This window comes from Kribbella sp. VKM Ac-2566, from assembly GCF_004366005.1.
Lineage (GTDB): Bacteria > Actinomycetota > Actinomycetes > Propionibacteriales > Kribbellaceae > Kribbella > Kribbella pratensis.
In genome coordinates, this window is record NZ_SODT01000016.1 from 216,137 (window position 1) to 241,341 (window position 25,205).

Here is a 25,205-nt window from a genome sequence, read left to right on the forward strand (position 1 = left end):
CCATATCGTCAAGGGCTCGTGGGCTTGCCGCTGATCTGGATGTTGCCTAGCGTAGAAATCGGTAACTATGGTTCGGGCCTGATCGTCGCGCTCGCCGCAGCGCTCCCGCCAGTCACCGAAGTCCTCCTTCGAATTCCTCCGCCCAAGGAAGAGGTGCTCCCTGTGAATCCGACTCCAACCGCCACAGGCGGCCAGGCTCGACGCTTCTCCGCGTTCGCCGCAGTCCTCGTGCTCGTTGCCGGACTGCTCTTCGCTGCAGCCAGACCGGCCGCCGCGCAGGACCTCGGCACGTGTGCCGTGACGTTCCGGTCCACCATGAGTGCGCAGGGGTTCGTCCACCCCGGCGTCGGCCTGACCCAGCCGATCCTCGAGAACGCCCGCCGGCAGATCGCCGCGGGCGCCGAGCCCTGGACCTCGTCGTTCCGCGCCATACAGCAGTCGTCAGCCGCCGGTACCGGCGTGACCTCGTCGAACCGGAGCAGCACCGACCCGACCAAGCCCGCCTCGGACGCGTTCAACAGCCAGGGATTCAACGGCCGCTTCATCGCCGACGGCCTGAAGTCGTACACGCAGGCGGTCCTCTACGTGCTCACCGGGGAGGAGGTGTACCGCAAGAACGCGCTCGACATCATCCGCATCTGGGAGCAGATGGATCCCGCGAAGTACGAGTACTTCACCGACTCGCACATCCACACCGGCATCCCACTCAACCGGATGGTGTCCGCGGCCGAGCTGCTGCGCTACAGCTCGTGCTCCGACGAGGCGTACCCCTGGACCGACGCCGACACGCGGGCGTTCACCGACAACCTCGTCGTCCCGGTCATCGAGACCTTCCAGAACGACAACAACCACTTCATGAACCAGCACAGCTACCCGCTCATGGGCGCGATGGCCGGCGCGATCTTCATGGACGACACCGCGCTCTACAAGCGCTCGGTCGAATGGTTCACCGTCAACGCGACCGCGAACGACCAGGGCTTCAACGGGTCGATCGCGCGGCTGTTCCGATGGGTCGACACCGACGACGCCACCGGCAAGCCGATCAAGGACCCCCACGTCCAGCACGCGGAGATGGGACGCGACCAGGCCCACGGTGGCGGCGACCTCACCAACGCCGCGATCATTTCCCGCATGCTGCTGGCGCAAGGGACGAAGGTCGACCCCGTCGCCGGCACCGTCTCCGACGCCCCGAACGCAGTCGGCCCCTACGAATTCCTGAACGACCGGATCGTTGCCGCCGCCGACTACTTCTGGCGATTCATGCTCGGCTACGACACCCCGTGGACTCCGATGGCCTACGCCATCTCGCCTGACGGCACGATCCGCGACACGTACAACCACATCTCGAACGGCTACCGCGGGCGCTACAACACCGCGAGCTTCTGGGACATCTATTACTACTACGCGTTCACCCGCGGCGAGGACGTCACGAAGCTCGCGCCGTACCTCGCCGAGGCGTACGCCAAGCGCAACGGTCCGCTGTTCTACTACGGCGGCAGCCGCAACAACGCCTGGGACAACGTGGACGGCGGCGGCGACTCGTGGCTGTTCGCGCCGGCAGCCGCGGCCGGGCAAACCGTCCCGCCGCTGCCCGACAGCCCCACGATCCTCGAGGTCGAGAACAAGTACACCCGTCTCTCCGGCGACGTCGAGCGCAGAACCGATGGCACCACCGGATACGTGCGCATGTCGACCGCGGGCCACGGCTCCGAGATCGCCTACCTCAGCGGCTCGACCAGCAAGCAACTGCTCGCCTTCCGGGTCCGCACCAACGGCGAGGTACGGCTGCGGATCGACCGGCACGACGATCACACGATCCTTGTGCCGGACACCGGCGGCCAGTGGCGCTACGTGATGTACCCCCGCTCGATCGGGGACATGCTGTTCGTCCAGGCGACCGGCGGCGGGGCGACGATCGACATCGATCACATCGACACCAACGCCGCCGGACCGACCTCACCGACCTTCGACGACACGTCGACCGCGCGCATCGTGAACTGGAAGGGCGCGACCGCGACGGCCGACCTCTCCGCGCACTACACCGGCACCGGCAACCTCGCCTACACCGCGCAGGGGCTACCCCCGGGAGCAAGCCTCGACACCTCCACCGGGCAGCTGACCTGGACCGCCGCCGCAGCCGGCTCCACCACCATCGCAGTGGCGGTCTCCGACGGCACCACGGTGGCCAGCCACCACGTCGTACTCGCCGCGGCCCATAACCGCACCGATGCGCTCACACTCGCCGAGCTGGGCCACGACGCGGGCGCCATGTACGTCTCCGACACCAAGGCCACCTTCGACCAGGCGCTCACGACCGCACAGGACTTGGGCAAGAAAGGTACGAACGACAAGTACCTTGCGGCGCTGGCCCACCTCGTGACAGCGGTCGACGGCCTCGCCCTCGTCTCCCCGCGCACAGCCGTGGACGGCAGCCTCGACTATCCCTCGCTCGTGGTCAACTCCACGGCCGGGGCCAACATCGGCAATCTCGTCGACGGCGACAACCAGTCGGGTACGTCGTACCCCCAGGCCGTCAACCTCTCCCACACCTTCGACTTCGGGCCGGACTTCCGGGTCTCGGCGACCCGCTTCGGATTCCAGAGCAACATCTTCGCCGACCGGCTCGCGAACTCCACCGTCTTCGGCTCGAACGACGGCAGGACCTGGACCCGGCTGACCCCCGGCGTCACCCGGTTCACCCAGGACTTCAACACCCTCGACGTCGCACCCACCCTGCGCGACCAACAGTTCCGCTACCTCAAGGTGCAGTTGCTCAAACCCCTGCCGGACGTGCTGTACGGCATCGTCCGCAACCTGTTCGAGATGACCGAGTTCCACATCTACGGCGAACGGCACGAGATCGGCAACCTGGTGAAGTCGACCTCGATCACGTCCGCACAGGCCATCGCTGGCAAGATCATGACCGGCGACACCGTCGACGTCTCCGTCACCGCGAAAGAGCCGATCCAGCAGGTCACCGTCACCGCCCAAGGTGTGACCACGAAGGCGACCTCAGCGGACGGCGTCAACTGGACCGCATCGGTCAAACTCGACAACGCGCCACCTGGCGACATCCAGGTCGCGGTCGACTACCTCGACGTCGCGGGCAAGGCCGGTCCGACGGCGTACGGAACCACCGACGGATCGAAGCTCTACATCGCGGGCGACCCAGCACACTTCATCGACGTGGCCAAGCTCGCCACCGTGACCGCCTCCGACAAACAATGGCCGGGCACCGGACTGGGCGCCGACGAGGTCGGCTACCTGCTGTTCGACCGCGACGCCGACACGTACGCCGACCTGAACAGTGGACCAGGCGCGTACTACGTCCTCGACTTCGGCGCCCACGCCTCTGTACGGCCCGAGGAGGTGCTGGTCCTTCCGCGGGCCAGCCACCCGCAGCGCGCCAACGGCGCGGTCATGCAAGGGTCCAACGACGGCCAGACCTGGACCGACCTGACCAAGCCACTCGCCGGCGCTGTCGCCAACACGTGGAGCGACCAGCCCAGCTCAGGCGAGAACCGTTACCGATACCTGCGCATCTACAACGCCACAAGCTGGTTCGGCAACCTCTCCGAGGTCGAACTCTACGGCGACATCAAGCACGACACCTGATTCGCCCCGAAACCCGCGCAAGTGGAAGTGGCGCATTTCAAAGTGGCGGGGCTACAGGTCCGTCATGTACCGCAGCGGCGGCCGGGGGTTCAAGACGTACGCTCGAGCCTGGCAGGGCGTCGTGGTTGGCGCTGCCATGATCGTCATCGGTGTGGTGCTGCTCGCCAACAATGTTCCAATCCTCGGCGTATCGGCATTGCCGATTGTTGGTGTCGGAGCAGTTCAGCTCCTGATCGGCGTCTACCAGCTGCTTGCAGCTCGCCGCGCTCCCGGCGACAAGTAGGCGCTCCCTAGCGTCACAGTGATTCGAGCCCGATCGTCGTCAAGCACCCGGGACGGGGTCCCCGTCCCGGGTGCTTGCACGGCACGATCTGCGGAGGCCCAGCACGACAGCTCGGATCATCCTCGTCAACACTCTAGGAGTGGTCTCCACAGATCCACTGGGTGTTCGCTTGAGTCCAGCCATGTCCAACGAGCCACCGTACGGCGGCACGTGGGGTCTGCGTCAGGCCGCCGACTGCGAGTTCGTTGCCGAGCACCACCATCGAGCTGCACAGACCGCACATGATGATGTGGGCCTGGTGGGGCTGGCAGCGTTCGCAGTGCCAGCGCTCCACGACCGCTGTGGCGGACTGGTCCGGGTCGGGGAGGAGCCAGAGGGTTTCGAGGCTCTCGCGGTGCAGCTTGAGCTCGTGCTTGCTTGAGGGGCGGTATCCGCAGGTCGGGCACGCGTCCTCACGTGGCGGGCGCGGCATCGGCAACGGCCGATCCGCCGTACCGCGATCGTCCGCGGCCGTGGATAGCTCAAGCGGAGCGGATGCACCCGGTACGGCGGGGGAGCGGAGCGCGGGGACGTACTTGTAGATGGTGGCGCGGCTGACGCCGAGCAGCCGGGCGATCGAGGACACGGTGTTGTCGGGGTTGCCGAGCAGATCGCGTGCATGCTGGACCTGCTCCGGTGTCATCGCCGGCGGTCGGCCGAGTCTGGTGCCGCGAGCGTTGGCTGCGTCGAGACCTTCGCGGGTGCCCTGGACGATCATCTCCCGGATGAACTCGCCGAGCGCGGCGAAGACGTGGAAGATCATCCGGCCGCCCGGGGTGGTGGTGTCGAGGGCCTCGTGCAACGACTTGAAGCCGATCTCGCGCTGATGGAGCCCGCTGACGATTTGGATCAGGTCCTGGAAGTTGCGGCCGAGGCGCCACAGCTCGGTGACGGTGACGACGTCGTTGGGTCGCGCGAACGCGAGGCAGTCCTGCAGCTCGGGCCGGTCGGCGTTCTTGCCGCTGAGCTTCTCCTGCCAGATCCGGTCGCAGCCGGCCGCGGTAAGCGCGTCGAGCTGGCGGTGCAGGTTCTGTTCCCGGGTCGAGACCCCGGCGTAGCCGAGCAGCATGCCGCCGCCGATGACGCCGAGCGGGTCGGATCGAGCGATAGGGCGGCCGGCGGTCGCTCTGGTGAGTTGCGCCAGGCTCTGGCTGCCGACAGGAACGCCATCTGGAGAGTTCTGTCCCGGCGGACCGGGGTCATCACCGGGGAGAGTCTTCCACCGAGCCGTGCCTCTCTGACGAATGGCCTGCTTGTCCATCTGGTCAGTGTCCAGCCGTCCCGCTGTGTCACCGGCGACGCCACAGATACGCGGTTGTTCACGTCCGCACGCTGTGATGTCCGTCGGTGCGCGTCTCGTTCAGCGAGGTTGGTGACCAGGGGAACCTCAGCGCGGTGGCATGCAGCCGTTCCGATCCTGCCGGTGGTCAGACGAAGGTGAACAGCTGGTCGGCGTCGAAGCGCGAGATCGGGTTGGTGTACTGCTTCGCGGGGTCGGGGTAGCCGAGTGCCAGCAGTACGGTCGTGGCATGCCCGGTTTCCCGGATCTTGAATGCCTTGTCGACGCTGGTCGGGTCGAACCCCTCGAGCGGTGTGGCTTCGACGCCGAGTTCGGCAGCGGCCATCATGGTCAGACCCACAACCATGTAGGTCTGTTTCTCCATCCAGTGGTTCACGTCCTTGTAGCCGTAGTTGCGCAGGCTGAGGAAGTCGCGGGTCATCGACTCCCACAGCTCCTGCTTTCCCTGGTCGGGGAACCGGCCGTCGGCTCGCTCTTTGGTGAAGACCGCCTCGACGTGGCTCTCGGGCAGGTCTGCCCGGGTGGTGACGATGATGGTGTGCGAGGAGTTCAGGATCTTCTCGGCGTTGTCCTGGAAGCGTGCGCCCAGGTTGTCCGCCAGCCGCTGCTTGCCTTCGTCCGTGGCGAGCACGTAGAAGTGGTTCGGCTGAATGTTGGTCGACGTGGGCGTCGAGCGCAGGAACTTCAACAGCTGCTGAAGAGTTTCTTCTGGGATCGTCCTACTAGGGTCGAAGTACCTGGTGAGATGCTTGCCCATGAGCTTGTCGAGATCCATGTCAATCTGCTTCCTTCTTGCGATCAATGGCTGGTTTGGTTTTCGTCTGGTTCTTGCCGCGGGCAAGTAGTTCGCCGACGCGCTCGAAACTGATGCCGGTCGCGGCCGAGGCCAGGTCGCCCGCGACGAGAGCCTTGGTGGCTTCTTCGAGTGCCCCCATCGCGTGGACGTACAGCCACGGACCCAGGCTGATCCGTTTGACCCCGGCCTTCTGCAGGTCGGCGACGGACAGGACCTTGTCCGACGGTGACACGAGTACGTTCACCGGTGTCGGCGCGACCGCGGTGATGATCTTGTCGAGCGCGTCGAGGTCAGGTGGGTACGGGGCGTACAGCACATCCGCGCCCTCCTCGGCGAAGGCTGTCAGGCGCCGGATCGTGTCGTCGAGATCGGGCCGGCCCTGGATGAAGTTGTCAGTTCGGCCGGTGACGACGATCCGTCCCTTGGCCGCGTCGACGGCGCTACGTACGCGTTCGACGGCTTCGTCGAAGTCCCGGATCGGTCGGCCGGGGTTGCCCGAGGTGTCCTCGATCCCGATGCCGGCCAGGCCGTACTCGACCGCGGCTTCGACCGTCGCCGCGACATCCTCGGGAGTCTCGCCGTACCCGTCCTCGAAATCGCCGTTGACGGGCAGCCCGGTCAGCCGGCCGAGCAGTCCGGCGTGCTCGAGATGATCGTCGCGGGTGATCTGGTGCCGTCCGTCGGGCCTGCCGAGGGTGGCGGCGAGCGCTACGGACGACGTCGCGATCGCCTCGAAGCCGGCGTCGGCCAGCAGTAACGCCGACAGTCCGTCCCAGGCGTTCGGCATGACGAGGCCACCGTCGCGGCTGTGCAGTGCCATGAATTGCTCATACAGTTCGGATCCGGGCATGTCGCGTCAGCCGGCCGCGTTGACGGCGGGGATGTCGACGTCGGTCTGATTGACGTTGTTGATGAAGTTGGTGAGCAGGGCCTGCACCGCGACCGTGACGATCGCCAGGATCTCTGGGTCGCTGTACCCGGCGTCCCGGACAACTGCGAGGTCGGCGTCGCTGACCTGTCCGCGACTCTCGACGACCTGTCGAGCGAAGCGAGCCGCCGCGGCGCGCTTGGGATCAACGGCGTTCCCGGCGCGGGCGAGGTCGATGTCTTCGCTCGACATACCGCCGAACTCGGACGACGTGTACGTGTGTATGGCCAGGCAGTAATTGCACTCGTTGGCTTGAGAAACGGCCAGAGCGATGCTGTGCCGGGTCCGGGCGTCCAGAACGCGGCTCATCGTGCCTTGCAAGCTCGTGACGGCCTCTAGGACGGTCGGGTTCGACGCGATCGTCCGGAACATGTCCGGGACGAATCCGAGCTGCGCAGCAACCTCGTCCAGGATCTGCCGCGCGCCAGCAGGGACGTCGTCCAGAGAGGGGGTAGTCAGTCGTGACACAGCGAATCAGCCTCCGATGGGGTGGGTGGTGCGAGTGGTTGGTGTCTGGCCCGCGCTGGTTCTTACCGCCGCACGGCCGGCCAATCCGCTTCTCTCCGGGTAGCCGAAAGATCCACACCGATCTCGCCACCAAAGGAGGACGCCTACGATTCCTGGCCATTCGTATCGAGAACGGAGTTGATCGCCGTGGACACGCTGGAGCTGCAGGGGATCGCAAACGACCTCGCCGTGAACCTGCCCGGGGCCGACGTGGAGCATCGTCTCGACCCCAACTGGGATCTATACAAGGTCCGCGGCAAGGTCTTCATGCTCATGACGGACTTGCCGGGGCGCCCTGTCATGATCCTGAAAGCTGATCCGGACAAGGCTGTGGCCCTCCGTGAGCAGTACGCGGACATCACCCCCGGCTATCACATGAACAAGAAGCACTGGATCACTGTGGAAGGCGGGGACACGGTCGACGAGAAACTGGTGAAGCAGCTCGTCACCGACTCCTACCAGCTCGTGGCGGGCGAGCGCCCGGCTGGGTTCTGACGGCTCCCGAGGAGGATTGTCCGGCTGCCGAGGAAAGGTCCGGTGGTGGTCGTGACACTGGGGAGGTATGTCTATGGAATCTGTTGCGAACTCGGTGCAGTTGCCGCCGCTGGACAATCCGAACGAGCGGGCGGCAGTCGGTGGGGAGCTGCAGGTCGTGCTGCAGGACCTGATCGATCTGTCGCTCATCGGCAAGCAGTTGCACTGGAGTGTGGTGGGGGCGGCTGCGCATGGTGTGCATGTGTTCCTCGACGAGCTGGTCGGGGACTGGCGCGAGCTAGCGGACGTTGTTGCTGAACGTGCGATGACGTTGGGAGTCGTTCCTGACGGGCAGAGTTCGGCGGTTGCGGCGGGGTCGCGTGTCGAGCCTGTCGCGGTGCGGTCGCTGGCTGATCATGCGGTCGTCTGGGAGCTGGGTCGGCGGGTCGCGGCCGTCTCCGAGCGGATTCGTGAGCGGCTGGGATCGGTCGGTGCGGCGGACCTGGTCACGCAGGACGTACTGGTCAGGGTTGTCGGGATGCTCGAGAAGCACCAGTGGATGCTGCGTGCGCAGCTCGGTGAGAAGGCCTGATGGCTGTCAGCAGAGGGTTCGTCGGGCGGCGTCCTACGGACTCGGCGCGGGTTCCGCCTGGGCAGTACGTGACCCGGGACTTTCCGGTGTTGTCGGCCGGGCCGACTCCGTACACGCCACTGGACACGTGGGACTTCACGGTCCGTGGACTCGTGAACCGGCCGGTCTCCTGGTCGTGGCAGGCGTTCCGGGCGTTGCCGCACGAGAACATCACCGTCGACATCCATTGTGTGACGAAGTGGACGAAGCTGGACACGACCTGGTCGGGCGTCTCGCTCGACACCTTGCTCGATGCGGCGCCGACCCAGGCGTCCCATGCGTTGGCGTTCTGCGACGGCGGCTACACGACCAACCTCCCACTGGCGGACCTGCGGGGTGGAAAGGCTTGGGTCGTCGACGAGTACGACGGACAGCCGCTCGACCCGGAACACGGTGGGCCGGCACGCCTTCTCGTACCGCACCTGTACTTCTGGAAGAGCGCGAAATGGATCCGTGGCCTGGAACTACGCCAAGCGGATCAGCCCGGGTTCTGGGAGATGTTCGGCTATCACAACTATGGAGACCCGTGGAAAGAGCAGCGCTACCAAGGCGACTGACGTGGCAGACCGGGACGGTGGTCTCGAAGACCGTCGAGACTCCGCGGGTGACGACCATCGCCGTTGCCATCCAGGATTGGCCCGGGCACCGCGCCGGCCAGCACGTCGACGTACGGCTGACGGCACCCGACGGGTATCAGACGGAGCGAAGCTATTCGATCGGGTCGGCGCCTGAGGACGCGTACGTGTCGCTCACAGTGGAGCGACTCGACGACGGTGAGGTGTCGCCGTACCTGGTGGACGAATTGCGGCCAGGCGACGAAATCGAGTTGCGGGGCCCGGTCGGCGGATACTTTGCCTGGGACAACGAACTCGGTGGACCGTTGTTCCTGGTCGCCGGCGGATCAGGACTGGTGCCCTTTCGGTCGATGCTGAGGCATCACCGCGCGAGCGGCAGCCGGGTGCCTGTTCGCCTGCTGTGCTCGGCGCGGTCGCTGGAGTTGTTGATCTACCGTGAGGAACTCATCAAGCTGGCTGCCGACGACCTGGTCGATGTCTCGGTCACCTTGACTCGCGAGGCTCCGGACGACTGGCGTGGCTACCGCGGACGCATCGACCCGGCACTCCTGGCCACCACCGGATGGTCAGCCAAGGACGAGCCGCTCACCTATATCTGCGGGCCAACGGCGTTTGTCGAGACCGCGGCTGCAGGCATGGTTGCTTTGGGGCATGACCCGGGACGGATCCGGACCGAACGCTTCGGCGGGACAGGAGGGTGAGAAGGGTGAGGACAATGCAACCTCTCGACGGCAACGCGATAGCGGGCGTCATGCATGATCTCTTCGCGCGAGACCTGACGACCATGGGATACCAGTGCACCGGTTGCGGGAAGACCGGTGTGGTGGCCGAGATGGCGGTGTACGCGTCCGGGCCTGGCACGGTGGCTCGGTGCAGGGACTGCGACACGATCTTGCTGATGCTCAGTGAACGGCGCGGCATGTACTGCCTCGATGCGCCGGGAATGACGCACCCGATCCTCCCGTTGGCGTAGTCCTGACTTACGACAATCTGCTCTTCACCCCCGACCTGGAAGGTGCCAGATGACGATCCAGACCCCGCCCGACCCGACCGCAGACGAGATGGCCATGCACCTGCCGCAGGCGATCATGAGGTTCCTGCACTCGAGCTGACCACTGCGGGCCTGGCGGCCGAAACTGATCCACCAGGCCAGCTCGTGCCCCGGGACCGACGGTGTCCGGTTGCGGTCGGCGCGATCGGTCCAGGTCGACGGCCACGTCAGCTCGGTCGGAACGTAGCCCGAGGCGTGGATCTCGACGACCACGTCGTTGATCGCCGGCGTCGGCCGGGGACGCTCGGCCAGCGTCATCCCCCCGTCCCCGCACTCTCGTCCGTCACCACAATTGCCCTCAGCCGGCACTTCCTTGTATCCAGCTGTCGCTTACACCGAACTTTCTGTTCACATGTGTCGGCGGCACCACACCCTCGACGTCTTACCACGCAGGTCGAGTTCGGTGCAGGGCGTAAGATTCCGAGCCGCACGACCACTAACGGTTATCAGAATGGGCTGCTGGTCACAGATGGATAGAGGTGAAAGGTCATGACTGGGTCGCGGGAGAGGATCGAGCGGTTTCTGGCGACTGACCCGCGTGACGTGGGGTGCGATGAGGCGATGGCTGTCATGCACCTGTACGCCGAGCTGCTTGCGGCAGGTGTCGACGCCGCCCAGCACTATCCGGGCGTGGCCGCGCACCTGGCCGCCTGTGAAGCCTGTGCGGAGGATGTCGACGGACTGCTGGCCGCCGTACAGGAAGCTGAACTTCCTCCGGACTGAGATCGCGGTCACGGTGGCTCCTGCGGAACTCGGGACCAAATCGATCGCCCATGGTGTTGTACATGGTGACGGCGCAGCCAGCGGCGTCAGACAAGGAGAAATCGTGTCTCACGACTACCGGAAGACTTCGGAGGCGCTCAGCCGCCTCACCGACCATCAGTTCCGCGTCACTCAGGAAGGCGGCACCGAGCCTGCGTTCCGGAACGAGTACTGGGACAACCACGAGGCCGGGATCTACGTGGATGTTGTCTCCGGACAGCCGCTGTTCTCGTCGACCGACAAGTACGACAGCGGCACCGGGTGGCCGAGCTTCACCAGGCCGATCTCGGCGGATGCCGTCCGTACGGAGACCGACAGGTCGTACGGGATGATCCGCACGGAGGCCCTGTCCACCGGCGCCGGCAGCCACCTCGGCCACGTGTTCGACGACGGTCCGGTCAACGCCGGCGGTCAGCGGTACTGCATGAACTCCGCCGCGCTGCGCTTCGTCCCGGTCGCAGAGCTCGAGGCGCAGGGGTACGGCGAGTACCGGTCACTGTTCGAGGCCACCAGTACGCAGGAGCGCGCATCATGACCAGCGGAATTCAGGACAGCGGCGAGATCACCCGCAGGCCGGGCATCGAGACCGCGGTTCTCGCCGGCGGGTGTTTCTGGGGTATGGAGGACCTCATTCGCCGGCAGCCCGGCGTGCTCGACACGCGTGTCGGGTACACCGGCGGCCAGAACGATCACGCGACGTACCGCAACCATCCCGGGCACGCCGAAGCCGTCGAGATCGTTTTCGACCCGGCGCGGACGACGTACCGCGACATCCTGGCGTTCTTCTTCCAGATCCACGACCCGTCGACGGTGAACCGGCAGGGCAACGACATCGGCACCAGCTACCGTTCGGCGATCTTTCCGCTCACGCCGGAGCAGGAGAAGGTGGCCCGCGACACGATCGCCGACGTCGACGCGTCGGGCCTGTGGCCGGGCAAGGCGGTGACGACGATCGAGCCCGCGGGCCCGTTCTGGGAGGCCGAGCCCGAGCACCAGGACTACCTGATCAAGTACCCGGCCGGGTATACCTGCCACTTCGCACGTCCGAACTGGGTCCTTCCACGCCGCGCCACCGCCTGAGTGTCTGACCCGAGGGCGTGTCCATCGCTGAGCGATGGGCACGCCCTCAATGCTGTGCTCTTCGCGCAGTAAGCATGCGTGCGTCGGTGGCCACCAACGCATCGAAGGCAAGTCGAGGATGGAAGGCGATGGGCGCGATGAGTGACGTATTGCAGGGGATTCAGGCCGAGGACGGCGCGGCGGTTGCGGCTGCCGATATCCCGAAGGCGGTGACTGCCGGCCGGTTGGTGTACGGCGACGGAGCAACTCAGATCTTCGCGAGCGACGGCAAGACGACCTATACCGAACGCGGCGGCGACAGCGCCGGCGAGTGGTATGTCGACGACCAGGGCAGGTTCTGCTCGTTCTGGCCGCCGTCCTATCGAGCCTGCTATGCGCTGCGCTGGATGGTCGATGGCGCACGGATCGTCGGGCTCAGGTTCACCGGGCTCAACGATGGCGTGACGTTCGAAGGCCACTACGAATAGCGTCCGCGACCAAGGGGCAGGTGGTCATCGATGGCAGCGCCGATCGGCATCGTGGGCTCCGGTGCGGTGGGACGAGCCCTGGCTGCACATGTCGTCGCCTCGGGGCGGCACGTCGTAGTGTGCAACAGCCGCAGTCCGGTAACCCTGGACTCGGTGGTGGAAAACCTCGGCCCGAAGGCGAGTGCCCTTGAGACGAGTGCTGTCGCGGCCGCGGACCTCGTGGTCCTCGCGGTTCCGTGGCACATGGTCGTCCCGTTACTCGAGCAGTTGCCGCCGTGGCACGGTCGGATCCTCGTCGACGCCACGGCACAGGCGAGCCACCTTCGCCTGCCGCAACCGCACGACCTTGGCGGGCTCAGCTCGAGCGAGGTCGTCCAGGCTTCCGCCGCTGGGGCCAGGGTGGTCAAGGCGTTCTGCACGTTGCCGGCGTCAGTACTCGCACTGCCGCCCGCGAGCGCGGCCGGGCGGCGGGTCATGTTCCTGTCCGGCGACGACGCGGAGGCCCGGTCGGCGGTCAGCTCCCTCATCGACGACATCGGATACGCCGCGGTCGACCTGGGGAGCCTGTCGACGGGCAGCGCCTTGCAGCAGCCGGGGGGTCCGTTGGCCGGACTGGATCTACGACTCCCTCATGACGCTGTGATTGAATAGGACGATATAGACCAGTTCCGCGATGGCAGATGGACCTGCATTCGTCTGTTGGGCTTAGCGGTTGTGATGATTGGACGGAGCTACGAATGGACTGTATCGTCCATGTCATCGGTTCATCGGTCGGCGCGGACGTGCCGGACCTGTAGTTGTTACAGTGCGTTGGTCGCGGGAGATTCCAGTGAAGAGAGAGAGTTCCGAGTCGTTGACGCAGGTGCGGGTCGTCTCTCCAGAGGTCGCGGGGGAGAACCAGGTCTGGGTCCGCGACCTGAGCGGGTGCGGAGATCAGCGTGAAGTCGCGAGTCGTCGCTTGTACGAAGTTCTCCTGCGGGCGGCAAGGTCGGAGGTCGCGCGGCGTGCAGCCCGACTGCGGCTCGCCGGCCCGGAGTTGGACGACATCGCGCACCAGGCGGCCGCGGATGCCCTCCTGACGATCTGCGGGAAGGTCGGCACGTTCCGGGGCGACTGCAAGTTCACCACGTGGGCGTACAAGTTCGTGATCTTCGACGTAGCCGCGAAGATCAACCGGCATTTCTGGCAGCGGGCGGGCGTCGCGTTCGACGACGAGGACTGGGAGCGTCTTCCGGCACGACTCGGCATCGAACCTGAGTCGCATGCGGAGAGCCGGGATCTGATGAACGCCGTGCATCGCGCCGTCGACGAGAAGCTGACGGCGAAGCAACGGGTTGTCTTCGTTGCTCTTGTGCTGAACGGAATGCCCACGGACGTGCTCGCCGATCAGCTCGGAGCGACGCACAACGCGATCTACAAGATGATGTTCGACGCCCGCCGCAAGCTGCGGACCGCTCTGGTCGAAGCCGGCTACCTGGCGGAGCAACAGATCGCGTGAGCAGCCCCGGCGGACGGGGAGAAACGCGAGGAACGCTACGAGTTCAGTCGAGGCCTTCGCAGATTCTGTGTCGGGTCCGAGCCTCGGCCTTTACCGGCCGCCATACCTGCGTCGGACTGGATCCGGGAGATGAAGAAGATGTCGCCCTGCCCCCAGAAGATCAGTGTTCTGGGCTGGTCACGGCGCAGCCGCGCTTGCCAGGCCGGGTAGATGGCGGCGTTCGTCCGGTAGTCGCAGAACAGGTCCAGTTGCGCGCGGCGCGCATCGTTGCCGACAGGGCCGCCGTGATCCTGAAAACTCGTCATGCGCGTTCCAGACTCATTCCAGCCGGATGTGATCGAGCGCGCGTTCGGCGACGGTATCGATCCAGATCACCCGACCGGTCCGGCGGCCGCACTCGTACGAGTTGGCCGCCGGTACAGATCGATTTCTTACTTGACGATCCCGACAATGCGGTGCTGAGTCCGGTTCGGTCGTCAGTTGCGCCCTGCCATCACGCCGCCGTCGACGTTCAGGATTGCTCCGGTGATCCAGCTGGCCTCCGGGGAGAGGAGGAAGACAATGGAGGAGGCGATGTCCTGGGCGGTTCCGACTCGCCCGAGGGGGTGGAAGCCGTCGAAGCTCTTCACGGTCTCCTCGAGTTTGTCGGCCGGGATGAATCCCTCGTACAAGGGCGTGGCCACCACGGCGGGAGCTACGGCGTTGACGCGAATGCCGTCGGCCGCCAGTTCCATGGCCAGATTGTGGGTCAGCGCATGCAGGCCGGCCTTCGCCATCGAGTACGCGGTCGCCGGCGTCGCCGCGATCGCCTGGTGGGCCCACATGCTGCCGATGTTGACGATCGCGCCACCGGAGCCCGCGGCCTTCATTCCCCGTACGACGGTCTGGGTGAGGAAGAACGTGGCCCGGCTCAGCTCCAGGTAGGCGTCGTAGTCCTCCTGGCTGTAGTCGAGGAATCCCTCGGGGATGAAGAAGCCGGCCGCGTTGACCAGCAGCGTGGCATCGGCGTGTTCCGCGGCGAGCTGCTCCTGCACGACCTCGACCTGCTTGCGGTCGGCCAGGTCCGCGGTGATGCCCCAGGCTTCGCTCTTCTTGCCGAGTTCGGCGACCGTCTCGTCGACCTTGTCCCGCTGACGCCCGACGATGACTGCCTTGCCGCCTCGCCCGACAACGTCCACTGCGGTCTGCCGGCCCATACCGCTGCTTCCACCGACCACGATGAGCTTGCGGCCTTCGAAGTACCCACTCATGAGCTTCCCCTCGATCCGTACCGGGCCGGAGTAGCCCGGACTGTCCCTACTTGTGTGCCGATCGAGGGCCCGGCCTTACCGCTTCTCGGGATCCTGATCTGTTGGATCGGGGTCGTCGGCGGTCCCGAACAGGTAATGGGAGAAGGTCGAATGCTGATTCGCGGGCTCCGCCGGTTCGGTCGGAAGCCCGCGCCCTTCCAGCTCGTCCCAGGTCGAGTCGGCGATGCGCCACAGCTGACGTGCCAGTCGTCCGGCGACACCGGCGTGCGGCGAGTTCGGGTGCGGTCGCGTCGGCGAACTCCACTGCCGTTGCGCCAGGGTCCGGGCCATGTCAGTGGCCTGGTCGGCGCCATGGAGCCGCTCGAGGCCGGACACGATCCGCGCCTCGGTCGATTCGTGCTCGGTCAGCAGACGTTCGGCTTGTTGCCAGGTCTCGGCGGAGCTGAGATTCAGGAAGCGCGCGTCGCCGTACGCCCTGCCTTTGAGTACCCTCAGCGCCTGCTCGAACTGTTTGAGATTGTGGAGCAGAACTGCGGCGTCGTTACCGGAGGACGTCCTGGCGGCGGTGAGCAGTACGTCGGCGACGGCCGCGGCGTGTTGCGCGGCTACGGCCGCGAACTGGTCGGTAGTACGGCGCCGTTCGAATCCGTCGAGGTTCGGATCTTGGGAGCGCGCGGCGAGTTCTCTGAGTCTGGAGTGCTGCACGTGCACGAGCTGCTGCAGCGGGGCGTGCTGCCTCCGGCTCGCCGGCATCGGTGGGTGCTCCGGATCGAGCACCACGGCGTACTCCGGATTGCTCTGAAGGAAACGCTCGACCGCGGGACAGTAGTTCGTGACCCGGACGCCCGTGGTGACGAGGTCGTCGAGGGCCGCCTTGATCAGTGCCGTACCGAGTCCACGGCCACGCTGATCGGCCGCGATCTCGGTATGCCCCAGGACGCGCCGCCGGCCCAGGAGCCGGAAGTCGAGGGTTCCGACCGTCGTCCCCGCGGCGAGTAACTCGTACCTTCGCAGCTCGTCGTTCTCGACCACGGTCAGGTCCGGCCCGGGGATCTTCGCCAGTGTTCTCATGAGTCGATCTCGTCGAGTTCGAGCGGTTCGTCGTCCACGACGTGGATCGCGGCTTCCTCGGCGCTCGCGGCACCTCCGTCGATCCCGACGTCGGCGGCCACGAGTTCTTCCTCCAGATCGAAGTGCGAACCCTCGTCCGGGGCCACCAACCGGCCGGCGCGGTTCCGGCCGATCTCCGGGCCGTCGACATCCTCCAACGGCACGGCGTACGGATCGATGTCCGGTTCCTCCTGGGCGAGCCGTTGCTCGAAGGTCTCACCGCGTAATGCCTCGGCCGCGGTCGTACCGAAGCCCTCGCCGGCCGACCACTTCTCCGGTGGTGAGTAGCCCTCGTCGAGCAGGTCGGAGACTCCACGCCCGTCGAGCGTGTCGGAGAACTGCAGCTGGTCCTCGTCGTCCACGCTGTAACTGCCGTAATACTCCCGACTGACCTCACTCATTCGTCCTCCTACCGCCCGACCGGCGACATGCCGGCTTCTCACGGGGTTGGTAGCGGCCAGAACAGTGGTACTTACCCTCAAGCCGGGATCAGGCTGCACGGTCCGTGCCTGTGTGGGCCATCGTTGTCGGCGTCAACACCCGTCTTCGGCATCACCCCGCACTCAGCCGAGCCATGCTACTCAGGGGTATCCTGTCGCGATGGTGGAGCCTCGTTCGTCGTTGGCCCGTCCCGATAAGCTCGTCATGTGCCCGAGACCGTGGACGAGCTCGCTCGCCGCCTGACCGCCCGCGGCGCGGCCACCAGAGACCGGATCGTTGCCGCTGCCGATGAGCTGATAGCCCTCAAGGGCGCGGCCGCGACCACGCTCGACGACGTGACGGCGGCGAGCGGGACGAGCAAGTCACAGTTCTACCGGCACTTCAGCGACAAGTCCGCCTTGGTCCAGGCGGTGATCGCGCTGCGCGGCAGCCGGGTCCTCGAGCGCGAGGAGCAGTACTTCCGCAGGGTCGACTCGTTCAGTGGCCTCGAACGCTGGTGCCGGGCCATCCTCCAGCGAGTCACAGCTCGCCGTGGCGCGTTGGGCTGCGAACTGGGTGCGCTGTCGACCGAGCTCTCCGACCATGACGAAGCCGCCCGTATCGATCTCGAGGCGCACCTGACGTCCTGGATCTCCCTGCTGACCGATGCGCTCGAGCGGATGAAGACCAACGGCACACTGACCTTGGACGCCGACCCGCGGAAGCTGGCGACCGGCATCATGGCGGCGCTTCAAGGCGGGTATGTCCTCGCCCAGGCGGCTCGTGACCCCGCACCGATGGAGGTCGCGCTCACACTGGCAATGGACTCAGTCCGCGCGCATGCCACGACGCCCACCGAACAGCCCGTCAGGACGTCTGGTGGGCGGCCCGAGCCGCGCTGAGGAAGTCGCGGTACTGCGGGTTCTTCTGGACGAACCGGTCGACAACCGGGCAGTAGCTGGACACCGCGACGGATCGCGTGCGGATGTCGTCGAGTGCGCGGCCCACCAGCGTCCATGAAAGTCCTCAGCCGCGGTAGGCCGGTTCGATCACGGTGTGGGTGATCGACAGCCGAGAGCCGATCACGTGGTACACGAGGAGTCCGGCCTGCTCACCGTCGACGAGCAGCTCGTAGTACTCGTCGTCGGGATGGTGGACCACGCTCACTGTCGGCGCGCTGCCGATCGTCATCAGGTCCGCGATAGGAGCAAGCCAGCCTGCCTCGAATGCTTCAGTGGGCAGACTGGCCTGCCAGGTCATTGGACGGCCGTCCTTGGACGGCTGGAGCGCGGAATGTCTCGGACGACAGGATGGGGAAGATGGCAGTGATCGCTGACAGCGAGCGGCTCGCGATTCGGGACTGGACAGAAGCAGACGCGACGGCAGCCCTGGAGATCTTCGGATCCAGGGAAGTGGCGCGGTGGCTGGCGCCCGAGGTGGGACGGGTACCGAACAAGGCGACCATGCGCCTGTTGCTCGGTGCGTGGATCGAGGCCGGTAAGAGTCTCGTCGTACCCGCTGGGCGATGGGCGATCGTCACCAAGGCCGACGACGCAGTGGTCGGCGGCCTGATGATCGGCCTGTTGCCGCCGTACGAAGAAGACTTCGAGATCGGCTGTCAGCTCGCACCGGCAGTGTGGGGCCGGGGGTTCGCGACCGAGGCGAGCCAGGCCTTGATGCGCTGGGCATTCGCAACAGTAGATCTACCGCCTCCGTGCGGCCGAACTCGGGTGAGTGGAGTCGGCGTCAGCTTTTGGCGGGCGGCTTTCGCCTGCGCTGCTTCGGCGGTGGCGCGGTCGGGGTAGCCCTGGTGCTTCGGGTCGAGCAGATCGGCGTACGTCGTCGTACGCGAGAGGTAGTCGGCCACGAAGGGGCAGATTGCGGTGATCGTGGCCTCGCGGGTGCGGACCTCGTCGAGCACTCGCCGTAGCATGGCGCCGGCCACTCCCTGGTGCTGATGAGTCGGTTCGACTTCGGTGTGCCGGAGGGCGTACCCGGTTGGGCCTCGGTAGAGCTCGAAGCGGCCTTGCTCGGTGTTGTCGATCAGCTCCTCGGCCGCCGATGCCTGTGCTTCGTTGCTCATCAACTCAGCCTTTCACGCCATGGTTGCGGGTCACGTGCGGCGAAGACGGTGAACAGCGTGGCGACGAGGGCGAGCCCGCCGTACCCGAGGGAAATGGTTGGCACGGAGAAGATGCCGGAGAGCCGGGCGGAGATGAGGCTGGGAACGGTCGCGCCGCTGTAGCTGAGCAGATACACCACCGCAAAGATCGGTGCTCGGTCGGACAGGGTGCTGCCGTACAGCAGACCCCGGGTGGCCGCGCTGATGGCGATGCCTTGACCGGCGCCTCCGATGACGGTTGCGGCGATGAACAGCAGCAGTGTTCCGGTGGCGATCGCCATGATGATGCCGATCCACCCGACCAGGAAGGTGATCATGCCGAGGCGTTGCGCTGCTGCCGGTGAGAATCGGCCGCCGAGGGGAGCGCCCAGCGCGCTGGGGCCCATGTAGCCAGCGAACACCAGGCCGAGGATGAGTGAATTGGCGGTGTGTAGTTGGTCCTCGACCAGTGCGGGCACGAAGGCCTGGTAGAAGGCGCCGGTCGCCCAGGTGGCCAGGAACACGGCGGCCGCGACGGGCAGCAGATGCCTGACACGGACCGGTAGGCGAACGCTCGGGCGCAGTGATCGCCAACCGCCCGGCGCTGAGGTCACGGTCTCCGGGCTGATCGCGACGAGCCCGGCGGACACCAGAAGCAGGCCGATGACTACCAGGTAGATGAGGTCACGTGGCCACGGCCCGAACTGCACCAAGGCACCGGACGCGATGGCCCCGACGGCCAGACCGAGCATGACTGTCTGGCTGGAAGCAACGGAGGCCAGCCAGGCCGGCCGGGTCGGCGCAGCGTCGACGATGTAGGCGGTGAGAGTGCTGCTTCCCAGCCCGGCGCCGAGGCCCATCAGGAGCCTGCCGGCAATCAGAATGCCGATGTCGTGCACGTTCAGGAGCAGTAGGCAAGCCAGTACGAGCAGTCCGAGGCCGGCGATCGCGAGCGGCCGTCGGCCCACGTAATTGGACAGTCGTCCCAGGACGAGCAGGGTGCTGAGAGTCGCGGCGGAGTAGGCGACGACGGTCAGCGAGATGTCGGCGTTGGTGAATCCTTCCTCGGCGCGGTAGATGTTGAACAGCGGGATCGTCGACCCTACCGCGGAGAACGTCGCCACCACGGCGATCACCGCGGAGACGAACGCCGGCGTGAGCGTCCCGTCCCGGCGGTGCAGATTGATTACCGGTGCCACGTCGTGCATCGAGCTGTGCCTCTCTCCAGGTCGATCGCCCCGCGCCACGCAGTGCCGCCATGGCGTCCTCGTACCTCTGATCAGCGTCGATCCCGTCGTGGTGTCTTACCTGCAGTGGCGCAGGAACGAGTCGTGCGTGTCGGTAAGACGTCCTGCCGGACCGAAAACTCATGGTTTGCCCGACACACCTGTGACCACTAGCGGACCGGACACAGAAGGGGCAGGAAATGAGCGACACCATTCGGCCGGCCGAGGACCTTGCGACCCTCGAACGACTGAACGTCGCCTACGTCGAGGCCGATCAGGCCAGCGATGTACATCGCCAAGCCGCGGACCTTCAACGACGCCCGGAGTCTGTACGACGAAGTCTTCGACCGTCCATGACGTCAAGGTCCGCATCCTCGGCGATGTAGCGTTGATCCACGGTCGCAGCACGTACACGATGCTTGCCGACGGCACCGAACAGGAAGCTGTACACGGACGCATATCAGAAGCGCGAGGGCAGTTGAGTCTGCGTGTCAGCCTGTGCGATCGCACCGGGCACCTGACCATCGCTCTCCAGGACGTTCGCCACGTGCCGGACAAACCCCGCACCGGCAGGTCGTGCGCATTGAAGTTGTGACAGTGCACATCCAGGGCCCGATCCCGACGGCTGCGAAACTGCTGGGCCAGTCGTGAAGGTCCTCGATCCGCTGTCGCAGTGTCCAGGATTGTTCTCGTGCAGGGCGATGTCGGCCGTGGCGGCACCAGGATGGCCTCGTCAGTGGAGACCCGTCCATTGCCAGCGGCGCTGGCTTCAGTGGGTGAGCACTCAGGTGGGTCAGAAGATGTAGAAGCCGGTGGCGGCGGTTGGGAGGATGCCGAGGAGGAGCCAGGGGGAGAGCGGGTTGCGGCGGAAGATGGCGAGGATGCCTGCGGCGGTGAGGACGCCGATCACCCCGGACATCAGCCACAGGCCGACGCCGCGACCGAAATCGGTGGCCGCGACCCCGATGCTGTAGACGGCCAGCGTCACGGCGGGCACGGTGCCGACGTGGAAGAGGACCGCGGAGACGACCCAGCGCTGGACGGTCTCGATGTTCATCGGGCGAGGAGTGCGTCGGCGTCGTATCGGGCGGCGTTCGGTGGCCTGGTCCATCATGTCTCCAATAGTTAGTGTACTAACTATTAGTCTACATACGGTTGGTACGCTCCTGGCATGGCAGCGACGAAGATCACGCCCGCGGACAACCCGCTGGCGCTCGAGAACCAGGTCTGTTTCGCCCTGGCGGTGGCCGCGCGAACGGTCATCGCGCTGTACCGCCCGGTTCTCGAGCCGATGGGCCTGACGCATCCGCAGTACCTGGTGATGTTGGCGCTGTGGGAGTTCGAGCCGGTTTCGGTGAAGGATCTGTCCGGAATGCTTCAGCTCGAGCCGGCGACGCTTTCGCCGTTGCTCAAGCGCCTCGAAGCCTCCGGTCTTCTGCGTCGCGACCGTTCAGCGTCGGACGAGCGTTCGCTGGCGGTTGTTCTGACCGAAGAAGGTCGGGCGCTGCGTGACAAAGCTTTGGAGGTGCCGCCGGCGGTCGTCGAACGCCTCGGCATGGACGTCGACGAGCTGATGGACCTGCACGACCGGCTGACCAGGGTCATCGCCGCAGCTACGGACGGCGGCTAGGCCTCGACCGGTCGGCGTGGGCGGTCGCGGAGCCGATCGCTCCACCGGCGCCGTAGGCGATCGATCTGCTCAGGCGTTGGGCGTGCTGAGCCCGAGTTGCCGTGCCAGTTCGAGTTCGTCACCGATCACTCGCTCGGTGAGGATCATCCCGTCGCGGAAGCGGAGCATGGAGACTGTTGTGGTGCGGACCGCCCGACCTGTCGGCGGGACCTCGCCGGCAGGCGTCGCCAGCGGGCCGGTGTGCGTGCCGGTGAACACGACCTCGGTTGCGGCAGCGTCGTCCGCGAGAACCTGTTCGCCGAACTGGAGCTTGCCGTCGGGGAACGCGGCGAACATCACCTGCGTGGACGCTCGAACCTGATCGCGGCCGTGGACTTGCACCCCGCCCGGGAGCGTGATGGTGACATCGGGGTGCTGGTTGCTGAGGTAGGTCTCGAGGTCGCGGTTGTTGAGCGCGGTGATGTTTCGCTGCAGGATCTCTGCGGCGCTGTCGGTGGCTGCGGGCATGGTCATGGCGGTTCCTTTCGATCGGGTGGTTTCCGATTCCCCGGACGGGACGCCCGGATTTCGGTTGATCAGTCGATGTCTGCGGGCGCGGCGAGGTCTGCTTCAGCGGTCCCGCAGGGGTCGATGTCGTCGACTTCTCGCGGCGGCCGCAGTAGCACACCGACGACGAAGGCGAGCACGAGTAGCGCGATGGCACTGACCAGCGATACGGCGTGCAGGGCATCGACGAGCGCCGCTCGTACCGCGTCTGCCAACGCTGCGCCTGTGTCGCCGGGAAGGTTTTGGGCTGCGTCCAGTGCGGCACCGAGGCTGTCGTGTGCCGCGGCCGAGACCTTCGCCGGAAGGCCCGCCGGCGCTGCCGCGGAAACGTGTGCCCGATAGACGGCCGTTCCGACCGACCCGAGTAGGGCGACACCGAGCGCGGCACCGAGTTCGGTGCTGGTTTCGGACATGGCCGCGGCCGAGCCTGCCCGGCTTGGCGGCACCGATTCGACCGCGATGGTGGTGACGAGCGTGAACACCGGCGCCAGTCCCACCGACAGCAGCGCCGAGCCGAGAGCGAGTACGACGAGACCACGGTCTGTGCCGACCCGGGTCAGCACGGCGAAGCCTGCCGTGGCGACAAGTAGTCCAGTGATCATGAGCGGGGTCGCGCGGATGCGGCGCCTGGCCAACGGCGTGAGTAGCGAGCCCACGATGAATCCGGCGAACAGCGGAAGCATCCAGAGTCCGGCCTGGAGCGCGTCGATACCTAGGACGAGCTGGAGGTACTGCGCGGCGAACAGGGAGATCCCGAACAACACCAGGAACCCGATCAAGTTCGCGAACAACGACAGGCTCACAGCGGGCATGCGAAGCATCTTGGTGTCGAGCAGCGGGTCCTTCAGCGTGCGCTGGCGTCGGAGGAACGCCACGCCCATCAGCACTCCGACGAGGATCGCAACCGCAGCGGGCCAACTTCCCCCGTCCTGCGCGACCTGCTTGAGTCCGTAAACGACAGGCAGCACCGCGGCAAGTGAGATCGCCACGCTGAGCACGTTCAGCTGTGGACCGTGCTGATCCCGGTATTCGGGAATGAGGCGTGGTGCCGTCAGGAGCAGTAGGGCCATGACTGGCACGGCGGGCAGAAATACTGCGCCCCACCAGAAGGACTGAAGGATCGCACCGCCGACGACGGGCCCGATCGCACCGCCCGCGGAAAGGCTCGCCGCCCACACTCCGATCGCCAGGGCCCGCTGCTGCGAGTCCTGAAACATGTTTCTGATCAGGGCCAAGGTGGACGGCGCGAGGGTCGCACCGGCCACGCCGAGCAGCAGGCGGGCCAGGATCAGCGTCTGTGGATTCCCGGAGTAGGCCGCGAGCAGTGAAGCCGTTCCGAAGCCCGTCGCGCCGATCGTGAGTAGGCGCCTACGGCCGATCCGATCGCCGAGAGCTCCCATCGTGACAAGGAAACCGGCCACCATGAACGTGTACGCGTCGAGGATCCAGAGCACTTCGACGCTGCTGGGCCGCATGTCCCGGCTCAGTGCCGGGACGGCAAGGTTGAGCACACTGGCGTCCATCGCGATCAGCAGCGCGGGCAGCGACAACACGGCCAGACCTGCCCATTCGCGCCGCCCCGCTCGGGGACGAGCACCCTCAGCATTCATCGAAACTCCTCGGCCACAGGCAAGACATGACGGAACGTGCATCCGGACAGAGGGAATCTGCTCCCGGACGAGGTACCAGCGGTGCGCTGGGGACGATTTCGGCAGCAACCGGCCACACGTGACTCGCTGCAGTACGACTCGTGCCGGCAGGCGACACAGGCCGGGTTGGTTCTCTGCGGCGCCGAAACGCCGCGTGGCCCCCTGGCTACTACCGAGGGGTACAGCCGCCGCTACGGCGGAAAGCGGTCGCTGGCATCCGACAGACCATGAGCGCCGAAGCGGTCTCGGTAGGCGGAAGGTGAGACACCCAAGCGACGCTGGAAGGCGCGGCGCAGCACCTCCTGGCTGGCGAAGCCAACCGCGTGCGCAACCAGGTCGAGTGAGTGTGCACCGTCCTCGAGAAGATCCCTCGCGCGCTCGATCCGCAGATCTTCGATGTACGCCGCCGGACTCTGCCCGATCTCACGCTGAAAGGCTCTCGTGAACGAGCGCTCACTCATCGCCGCGCGTTCGGCGAGTACCGGGACGGTGAGGTGGCCGTCGAGGTGACCGGTGATCCAGGCCTGTAAATCCCGCAACTCGTTCCGCGCCGCCTGCTGGGCCGACAGAGCGCGACTGAACTGCGACTGGCCGCCGGGCCGCTTGAGAAACATCACCAGCCGGCGCGCCGTCGCAACCGCGACCCTCGGCCCCAAGTCCTGCTCCACCAACGCCAGCGAGAGGTCGATGCCCGCCGTACTTCCGGCCGACGTCCACACGTCGCCGTCGTTGATGAACACCGGGTCGGCATCAACTCGCACGTCCTCAAAGCGACGTTGAAGCTCCGCGCAATACTCCCAATGAGTAACCGCCGGCCGGTCATCAAGCACACCCGCAGACGCCAACACGAAGGCGCCGGTGCAAACCGACACGGTCCGGCGCGCGCGCCGGGAGGCTCGGGCAACCCAGTCGACGACCTCCGGATCGACGACGCCCGCGACCATACCCGCAGCGCCCGCAATCACTAGCGTGTCATGCCGCGGCGGCGGTTCAGGCAGCGGAGCGACGCCCAGCGGGACCCCCGTGTCCGTTCGGACGATTCCTCCATCGCTCGGGCCGACCAAGAGCACGTCATACGCCCCGGGCACCTCGATGGACGCACCATGAAACACCTCGAGCGGGCCAAACACGTTCAACGAGTGAACCCCGTCGACCACCAGCACCAGCACATGGCGTGTACCTGACATGCCTCGATCTTGTCGATGTCGCAGTCTGGCCGCCAGGACCGATGCCCCACCATTTCGGCCACCGATGTCGAGCGACGCTC

At 66.2% G+C, this 25,205-nt stretch carries 31 protein-coding genes and 2 pseudogenes; 16 read left to right on the top strand and 17 right to left on the bottom strand.

All coding sequences use genetic code 11. The features are described from left to right. The first annotated feature begins 162 nt into the window (after window positions 1-162). Both EV647_RS40795 and EV647_RS40800 read left to right on the top strand, forming a co-directional pair. Window positions 163-3,615, top strand: coding sequence for a putative Ig domain-containing protein (locus tag EV647_RS40795; RefSeq protein WP_166680554.1), 3,453 nt, complete (start codon window positions 163-165; stop codon window positions 3,613-3,615). 64 nt (window positions 3,616-3,679) lie between these two features. Continuing rightward, on the top strand, window positions 3,680-3,898 hold the full coding sequence (locus EV647_RS40800) for a hypothetical protein (RefSeq protein WP_134012916.1): 219 nt from the start codon (window positions 3,680-3,682) through the stop codon (window positions 3,896-3,898). Between the two features lie 133 nt (window positions 3,899-4,031). Here the strand turns inward: EV647_RS40800 and EV647_RS40805 are convergent, their stop codons facing one another. From EV647_RS40805 to EV647_RS40820, 4 genes are all read right to left on the bottom strand, one after another. Beyond that, complete coding sequence (locus tag EV647_RS40805) at window positions 4,032-5,198, bottom strand: recombinase family protein (RefSeq protein ID WP_238177642.1); 1,167 nt, start codon at window positions 5,196-5,198, stop codon at window positions 4,032-4,034. Between the two features lie 166 nt (window positions 5,199-5,364). Then, window positions 5,365-6,012 (bottom strand): nitroreductase family protein, encoded by a 648-nt coding sequence (locus EV647_RS40810; RefSeq protein WP_134012918.1) that lies wholly within the window; start codon window positions 6,010-6,012, stop codon window positions 5,365-5,367. A 1-nt stretch (window position 6,013) separates the two neighbouring features. Beyond that, entirely contained in the window at window positions 6,014-6,853 is an 840-nt protein-coding gene (locus EV647_RS40815) for an isocitrate lyase/phosphoenolpyruvate mutase family protein (protein ID WP_202876488.1), read from the bottom strand. A 36-nt stretch (window positions 6,854-6,889) separates the two neighbouring features. Next, window positions 6,890-7,429 (bottom strand): carboxymuconolactone decarboxylase family protein, encoded by a 540-nt coding sequence (locus EV647_RS40820; RefSeq protein WP_134012922.1) that lies wholly within the window; start codon window positions 7,427-7,429, stop codon window positions 6,890-6,892. Window positions 7,430-7,615: 186 nt separating this feature from the next. On the opposite strand from EV647_RS40820, the gene EV647_RS40825 reads away from it, so the two are divergent. The 5 genes from EV647_RS40825 to EV647_RS40845 all read left to right on the top strand — a co-directional run bounded on the left by EV647_RS40825 (window position 7,616) and on the right by EV647_RS40845 (window position 10,121). Continuing rightward, the gene (locus tag EV647_RS40825) at window positions 7,616-7,963 is read left to right on the top strand and encodes an MmcQ/YjbR family DNA-binding protein (protein WP_134012924.1); all 348 of its coding nucleotides are present in this window, start codon (window positions 7,616-7,618) and stop codon (window positions 7,961-7,963) included. A 73-nt stretch (window positions 7,964-8,036) separates the two neighbouring features. Then, a complete protein-coding gene (locus tag EV647_RS40830) occupies window positions 8,037-8,534 on the top strand; it encodes a Dps family protein (RefSeq protein ID WP_166680555.1) in 498 nt (165 codons plus the stop codon). Then, window positions 8,534-9,130, top strand: coding sequence for a sulfite oxidase-like oxidoreductase (locus EV647_RS40835; RefSeq protein ID WP_134012928.1), 597 nt, complete (start codon window positions 8,534-8,536; stop codon window positions 9,128-9,130). The genes EV647_RS40830 and EV647_RS40835 overlap by 1 nt, the downstream gene beginning before the upstream one ends. Before the next feature lie 47 nt (window positions 9,131-9,177). Next, window positions 9,178-9,849 carry a ferredoxin reductase gene (locus EV647_RS40840; RefSeq protein WP_238177643.1) on the top strand — a complete coding sequence of 224 codons (672 nt, stop codon included), beginning with the start codon at window positions 9,178-9,180 and terminating at the stop codon, window positions 9,847-9,849. A gap of 14 nt (window positions 9,850-9,863) precedes the next feature. Then, on the top strand, window positions 9,864-10,121 hold the full coding sequence (locus EV647_RS40845; protein WP_134012932.1) for a DUF6510 family protein: 258 nt from the start codon (window positions 9,864-9,866) through the stop codon (window positions 10,119-10,121). A gap of 24 nt (window positions 10,122-10,145) precedes the next feature. Here the strand turns inward: EV647_RS40845 and EV647_RS43295 are convergent, their stop codons facing one another. Next, the gene (locus EV647_RS43295) at window positions 10,146-10,457 is read right to left on the bottom strand and encodes a hypothetical protein (RefSeq protein WP_238175772.1); all 312 of its coding nucleotides are present in this window, start codon (window positions 10,455-10,457) and stop codon (window positions 10,146-10,148) included. A gap of 303 nt (window positions 10,458-10,760) precedes the next feature. On the opposite strand from EV647_RS43295, the gene EV647_RS40855 reads away from it, so the two are divergent. The 6 genes from EV647_RS40855 to EV647_RS40880 all read left to right on the top strand — a co-directional run bounded on the left by EV647_RS40855 (window position 10,761) and on the right by EV647_RS40880 (window position 14,006). After that, a complete protein-coding gene (locus EV647_RS40855; protein WP_202871295.1) occupies window positions 10,761-10,922 on the top strand; it encodes a hypothetical protein in 162 nt (53 codons plus the stop codon). A 103-nt stretch (window positions 10,923-11,025) separates the two neighbouring features. Beyond that, a complete protein-coding gene (gene msrB / locus EV647_RS40860) occupies window positions 11,026-11,496 on the top strand; it encodes a peptide-methionine (R)-S-oxide reductase MsrB (RefSeq protein ID WP_134012936.1) in 471 nt (156 codons plus the stop codon). Next, entirely contained in the window at window positions 11,493-12,041 is a 549-nt protein-coding gene (gene msrA, locus EV647_RS40865; RefSeq protein WP_134012938.1) for a peptide-methionine (S)-S-oxide reductase MsrA, read from the top strand. Before msrB ends, msrA begins: the two co-directional genes overlap by 4 nt. A 74-nt stretch (window positions 12,042-12,115) precedes the next feature. Further along, on the top strand, window positions 12,116-12,508 hold the full coding sequence (locus EV647_RS40870) for a hypothetical protein (RefSeq protein WP_202876490.1): 393 nt from the start codon (window positions 12,116-12,118) through the stop codon (window positions 12,506-12,508). Between the two features lie 30 nt (window positions 12,509-12,538). Continuing rightward, window positions 12,539-13,159 carry an NADPH-dependent F420 reductase gene (locus tag EV647_RS40875; RefSeq protein WP_134012940.1) on the top strand — a complete coding sequence of 207 codons (621 nt, stop codon included), beginning with the start codon at window positions 12,539-12,541 and terminating at the stop codon, window positions 13,157-13,159. Window positions 13,160-13,337: 178 nt separating this feature from the next. Next, window positions 13,338-14,006 (top strand): sigma-70 family RNA polymerase sigma factor, encoded by a 669-nt coding sequence (locus tag EV647_RS40880; protein ID WP_202876491.1) that lies wholly within the window; start codon window positions 13,338-13,340, stop codon window positions 14,004-14,006. Window positions 14,007-14,041: 35 nt separating this feature from the next. Here the strand turns inward: EV647_RS40880 and EV647_RS40885 are convergent, their stop codons facing one another. From EV647_RS40885 to EV647_RS40900, 4 genes are all read right to left on the bottom strand, one after another. After that, a complete protein-coding gene (locus tag EV647_RS40885; protein ID WP_134012942.1) occupies window positions 14,042-14,311 on the bottom strand; it encodes a hypothetical protein in 270 nt (89 codons plus the stop codon). A gap of 171 nt (window positions 14,312-14,482) precedes the next feature. Continuing rightward, a complete protein-coding gene (locus EV647_RS40890; protein WP_134012944.1) occupies window positions 14,483-15,256 on the bottom strand; it encodes an SDR family NAD(P)-dependent oxidoreductase in 774 nt (257 codons plus the stop codon). A gap of 75 nt (window positions 15,257-15,331) precedes the next feature. Next, the gene (locus tag EV647_RS40895; RefSeq protein WP_134012946.1) at window positions 15,332-16,327 is read right to left on the bottom strand and encodes a GNAT family N-acetyltransferase; all 996 of its coding nucleotides are present in this window, start codon (window positions 16,325-16,327) and stop codon (window positions 15,332-15,334) included. Further along, window positions 16,324-16,767 (bottom strand): DUF5709 domain-containing protein, encoded by a 444-nt coding sequence (locus EV647_RS40900; protein ID WP_134012948.1) that lies wholly within the window; start codon window positions 16,765-16,767, stop codon window positions 16,324-16,326. Before EV647_RS40900 ends, EV647_RS40895 begins: the two co-directional genes overlap by 4 nt. Window positions 16,768-17,013: 246 nt before the next feature. Here EV647_RS40900 and EV647_RS40905 point away from each other — a divergent pair, with 246 nt between their 5' ends. Continuing rightward, complete coding sequence (locus EV647_RS40905; protein ID WP_202876492.1) at window positions 17,014-17,688, top strand: TetR/AcrR family transcriptional regulator; 675 nt, start codon at window positions 17,014-17,016, stop codon at window positions 17,686-17,688. Here the strand turns inward: EV647_RS40905 and EV647_RS42400 are convergent. Together EV647_RS42400 and EV647_RS40910 are read right to left on the bottom strand one after the other, a co-directional pair. Next, a pseudogene (locus tag EV647_RS42400) lies at window positions 17,654-17,800 on the bottom strand (hypothetical protein); the annotation flags it as partial. The gene EV647_RS40905 and the pseudogene EV647_RS42400 sit on opposite strands and share 35 nt — an antisense overlap. 12 nt (window positions 17,801-17,812) lie before the next feature. Continuing rightward, the gene (locus tag EV647_RS40910; RefSeq protein ID WP_238177644.1) at window positions 17,813-17,977 is read right to left on the bottom strand and encodes a GNAT family N-acetyltransferase; all 165 of its coding nucleotides are present in this window, start codon (window positions 17,975-17,977) and stop codon (window positions 17,813-17,815) included. Window positions 17,978-18,105: 128 nt separating this feature from the next. On the opposite strand from EV647_RS40910, the gene EV647_RS40915 reads away from it, so the two are divergent. Beyond that, entirely contained in the window at window positions 18,106-18,591 is a 486-nt protein-coding gene (locus EV647_RS40915; protein WP_134012952.1) for a GNAT family N-acetyltransferase, read from the top strand. A gap of 32 nt (window positions 18,592-18,623) precedes the next feature. On the opposite strand, the pseudogene EV647_RS43300 reads toward EV647_RS40915, so the two are convergent. From EV647_RS43300 to EV647_RS40935, 3 genes and pseudogenes are all read right to left on the bottom strand, one after another. Further along, window positions 18,624-18,869: pseudogene (locus tag EV647_RS43300) on the bottom strand (GNAT family N-acetyltransferase); the annotation flags it as partial. After that, entirely contained in the window at window positions 18,869-20,095 is a 1,227-nt protein-coding gene (locus EV647_RS40925; protein ID WP_134012956.1) for an MFS transporter, read from the bottom strand. The pseudogene EV647_RS43300 and the gene EV647_RS40925, both read right to left, overlap by 1 nt. An 811-nt stretch (window positions 20,096-20,906) precedes the next feature. Further along, on the bottom strand, window positions 20,907-21,170 hold the full coding sequence (locus EV647_RS40935) for a hypothetical protein (protein WP_134012958.1): 264 nt from the start codon (window positions 21,168-21,170) through the stop codon (window positions 20,907-20,909). Window positions 21,171-21,284: 114 nt separating this feature from the next. On the opposite strand from EV647_RS40935, the gene EV647_RS40940 reads away from it, so the two are divergent. Beyond that, a complete protein-coding gene (locus tag EV647_RS40940) occupies window positions 21,285-21,743 on the top strand; it encodes a MarR family winged helix-turn-helix transcriptional regulator (protein ID WP_134012960.1) in 459 nt (152 codons plus the stop codon). A 69-nt stretch (window positions 21,744-21,812) separates the two neighbouring features. Here EV647_RS40940 and EV647_RS40945 read toward each other — a convergent pair whose 3' ends face one another. The 3 genes from EV647_RS40945 to EV647_RS40955 form a co-directional block, all read right to left on the bottom strand. Further along, complete coding sequence (locus EV647_RS40945; RefSeq protein WP_134012961.1) at window positions 21,813-22,256, bottom strand: ester cyclase; 444 nt, start codon at window positions 22,254-22,256, stop codon at window positions 21,813-21,815. A gap of 62 nt (window positions 22,257-22,318) precedes the next feature. After that, a complete protein-coding gene (locus EV647_RS40950; protein ID WP_134012963.1) occupies window positions 22,319-23,899 on the bottom strand; it encodes an MFS transporter in 1,581 nt (526 codons plus the stop codon). A gap of 230 nt (window positions 23,900-24,129) precedes the next feature. Then, window positions 24,130-25,125: a GlxA family transcriptional regulator gene (locus EV647_RS40955; protein WP_134012965.1), complete on the bottom strand. Its 996-nt coding sequence runs from the start codon at window positions 25,123-25,125 to the stop codon at window positions 24,130-24,132. Between the last annotated feature and the right edge of the window lie 80 nt (window positions 25,126-25,205).

Excerpts from the sequence above, each read along its gene's own strand:
- EV647_RS40900 (WP_134012948.1), bottom strand. The coding sequence starts at position 16,767 with ATGAGTGAGGTCAGTCGGGAGTATTACGGCAGTTACAGCGTGGACGAC.
- msrA (WP_134012938.1), top strand. The coding sequence starts at position 11,493 with ATGACCAGCGGAATTCAGGACAGCGGCGAGATCACCCGCAGGCCGGGC.
- EV647_RS40845 (WP_134012932.1), top strand. The coding sequence starts at position 9,864 with ATGCAACCTCTCGACGGCAACGCGATAGCGGGCGTCATGCATGATCTC.
- EV647_RS43295 (WP_238175772.1), bottom strand. The coding sequence starts at position 10,457 with ATGACGCTGGCCGAGCGTCCCCGGCCGACGCCGGCGATCAACGACGTG.
- EV647_RS40805 (WP_238177642.1), bottom strand. The coding sequence starts at position 5,198 with ATGGACAAGCAGGCCATTCGTCAGAGAGGCACGGCTCGGTGGAAGACT.
- EV647_RS40855 (WP_202871295.1), top strand. The coding sequence starts at position 10,761 with ATGGCTGTCATGCACCTGTACGCCGAGCTGCTTGCGGCAGGTGTCGAC.
- EV647_RS40800 (WP_134012916.1), top strand. The coding sequence starts at position 3,680 with ATGTACCGCAGCGGCGGCCGGGGGTTCAAGACGTACGCTCGAGCCTGG.
- EV647_RS40885 (WP_134012942.1), bottom strand. The coding sequence starts at position 14,311 with ATGACGAGTTTTCAGGATCACGGCGGCCCTGTCGGCAACGATGCGCGC.
- EV647_RS40895 (WP_134012946.1), bottom strand. The coding sequence starts at position 16,327 with ATGAGAACACTGGCGAAGATCCCCGGGCCGGACCTGACCGTGGTCGAG.
- EV647_RS40950 (WP_134012963.1), bottom strand. The coding sequence starts at position 23,899 with ATGAATGCTGAGGGTGCTCGTCCCCGAGCGGGGCGGCGCGAATGGGCA.
- EV647_RS40835 (WP_134012928.1), top strand. The coding sequence starts at position 8,534 with ATGGCTGTCAGCAGAGGGTTCGTCGGGCGGCGTCCTACGGACTCGGCG.
- EV647_RS40875 (WP_134012940.1), top strand. The coding sequence starts at position 12,539 with ATGGCAGCGCCGATCGGCATCGTGGGCTCCGGTGCGGTGGGACGAGCC.
- EV647_RS40890 (WP_134012944.1), bottom strand. The coding sequence starts at position 15,256 with ATGAGTGGGTACTTCGAAGGCCGCAAGCTCATCGTGGTCGGTGGAAGC.
- EV647_RS40940 (WP_134012960.1), top strand. The coding sequence starts at position 21,285 with ATGGCAGCGACGAAGATCACGCCCGCGGACAACCCGCTGGCGCTCGAG.
- EV647_RS40910 (WP_238177644.1), bottom strand. The coding sequence starts at position 17,977 with ATGACGATCGGCAGCGCGCCGACAGTGAGCGTGGTCCACCATCCCGAC.
- EV647_RS40830 (WP_166680555.1), top strand. The coding sequence starts at position 8,037 with ATGGAATCTGTTGCGAACTCGGTGCAGTTGCCGCCGCTGGACAATCCG.
- EV647_RS40945 (WP_134012961.1), bottom strand. The coding sequence starts at position 22,256 with ATGACCATGCCCGCAGCCACCGACAGCGCCGCAGAGATCCTGCAGCGA.
- EV647_RS40925 (WP_134012956.1), bottom strand. The coding sequence starts at position 20,095 with ATGCACGACGTGGCACCGGTAATCAATCTGCACCGCCGGGACGGGACG.
- EV647_RS40810 (WP_134012918.1), bottom strand. The coding sequence starts at position 6,012 with ATGGATCTCGACAAGCTCATGGGCAAGCATCTCACCAGGTACTTCGAC.
- EV647_RS40870 (WP_202876490.1), top strand. The coding sequence starts at position 12,116 with ATGCGTGCGTCGGTGGCCACCAACGCATCGAAGGCAAGTCGAGGATGG.
- EV647_RS40815 (WP_202876488.1), bottom strand. The coding sequence starts at position 6,853 with ATGGCACTGCACAGCCGCGACGGTGGCCTCGTCATGCCGAACGCCTGG.
- EV647_RS40915 (WP_134012952.1), top strand. The coding sequence starts at position 18,106 with ATGGCAGTGATCGCTGACAGCGAGCGGCTCGCGATTCGGGACTGGACA.
- EV647_RS40955 (WP_134012965.1), bottom strand. The coding sequence starts at position 25,125 with ATGTCAGGTACACGCCATGTGCTGGTGCTGGTGGTCGACGGGGTTCAC.
- EV647_RS40935 (WP_134012958.1), bottom strand. The coding sequence starts at position 21,170 with ATGAACATCGAGACCGTCCAGCGCTGGGTCGTCTCCGCGGTCCTCTTC.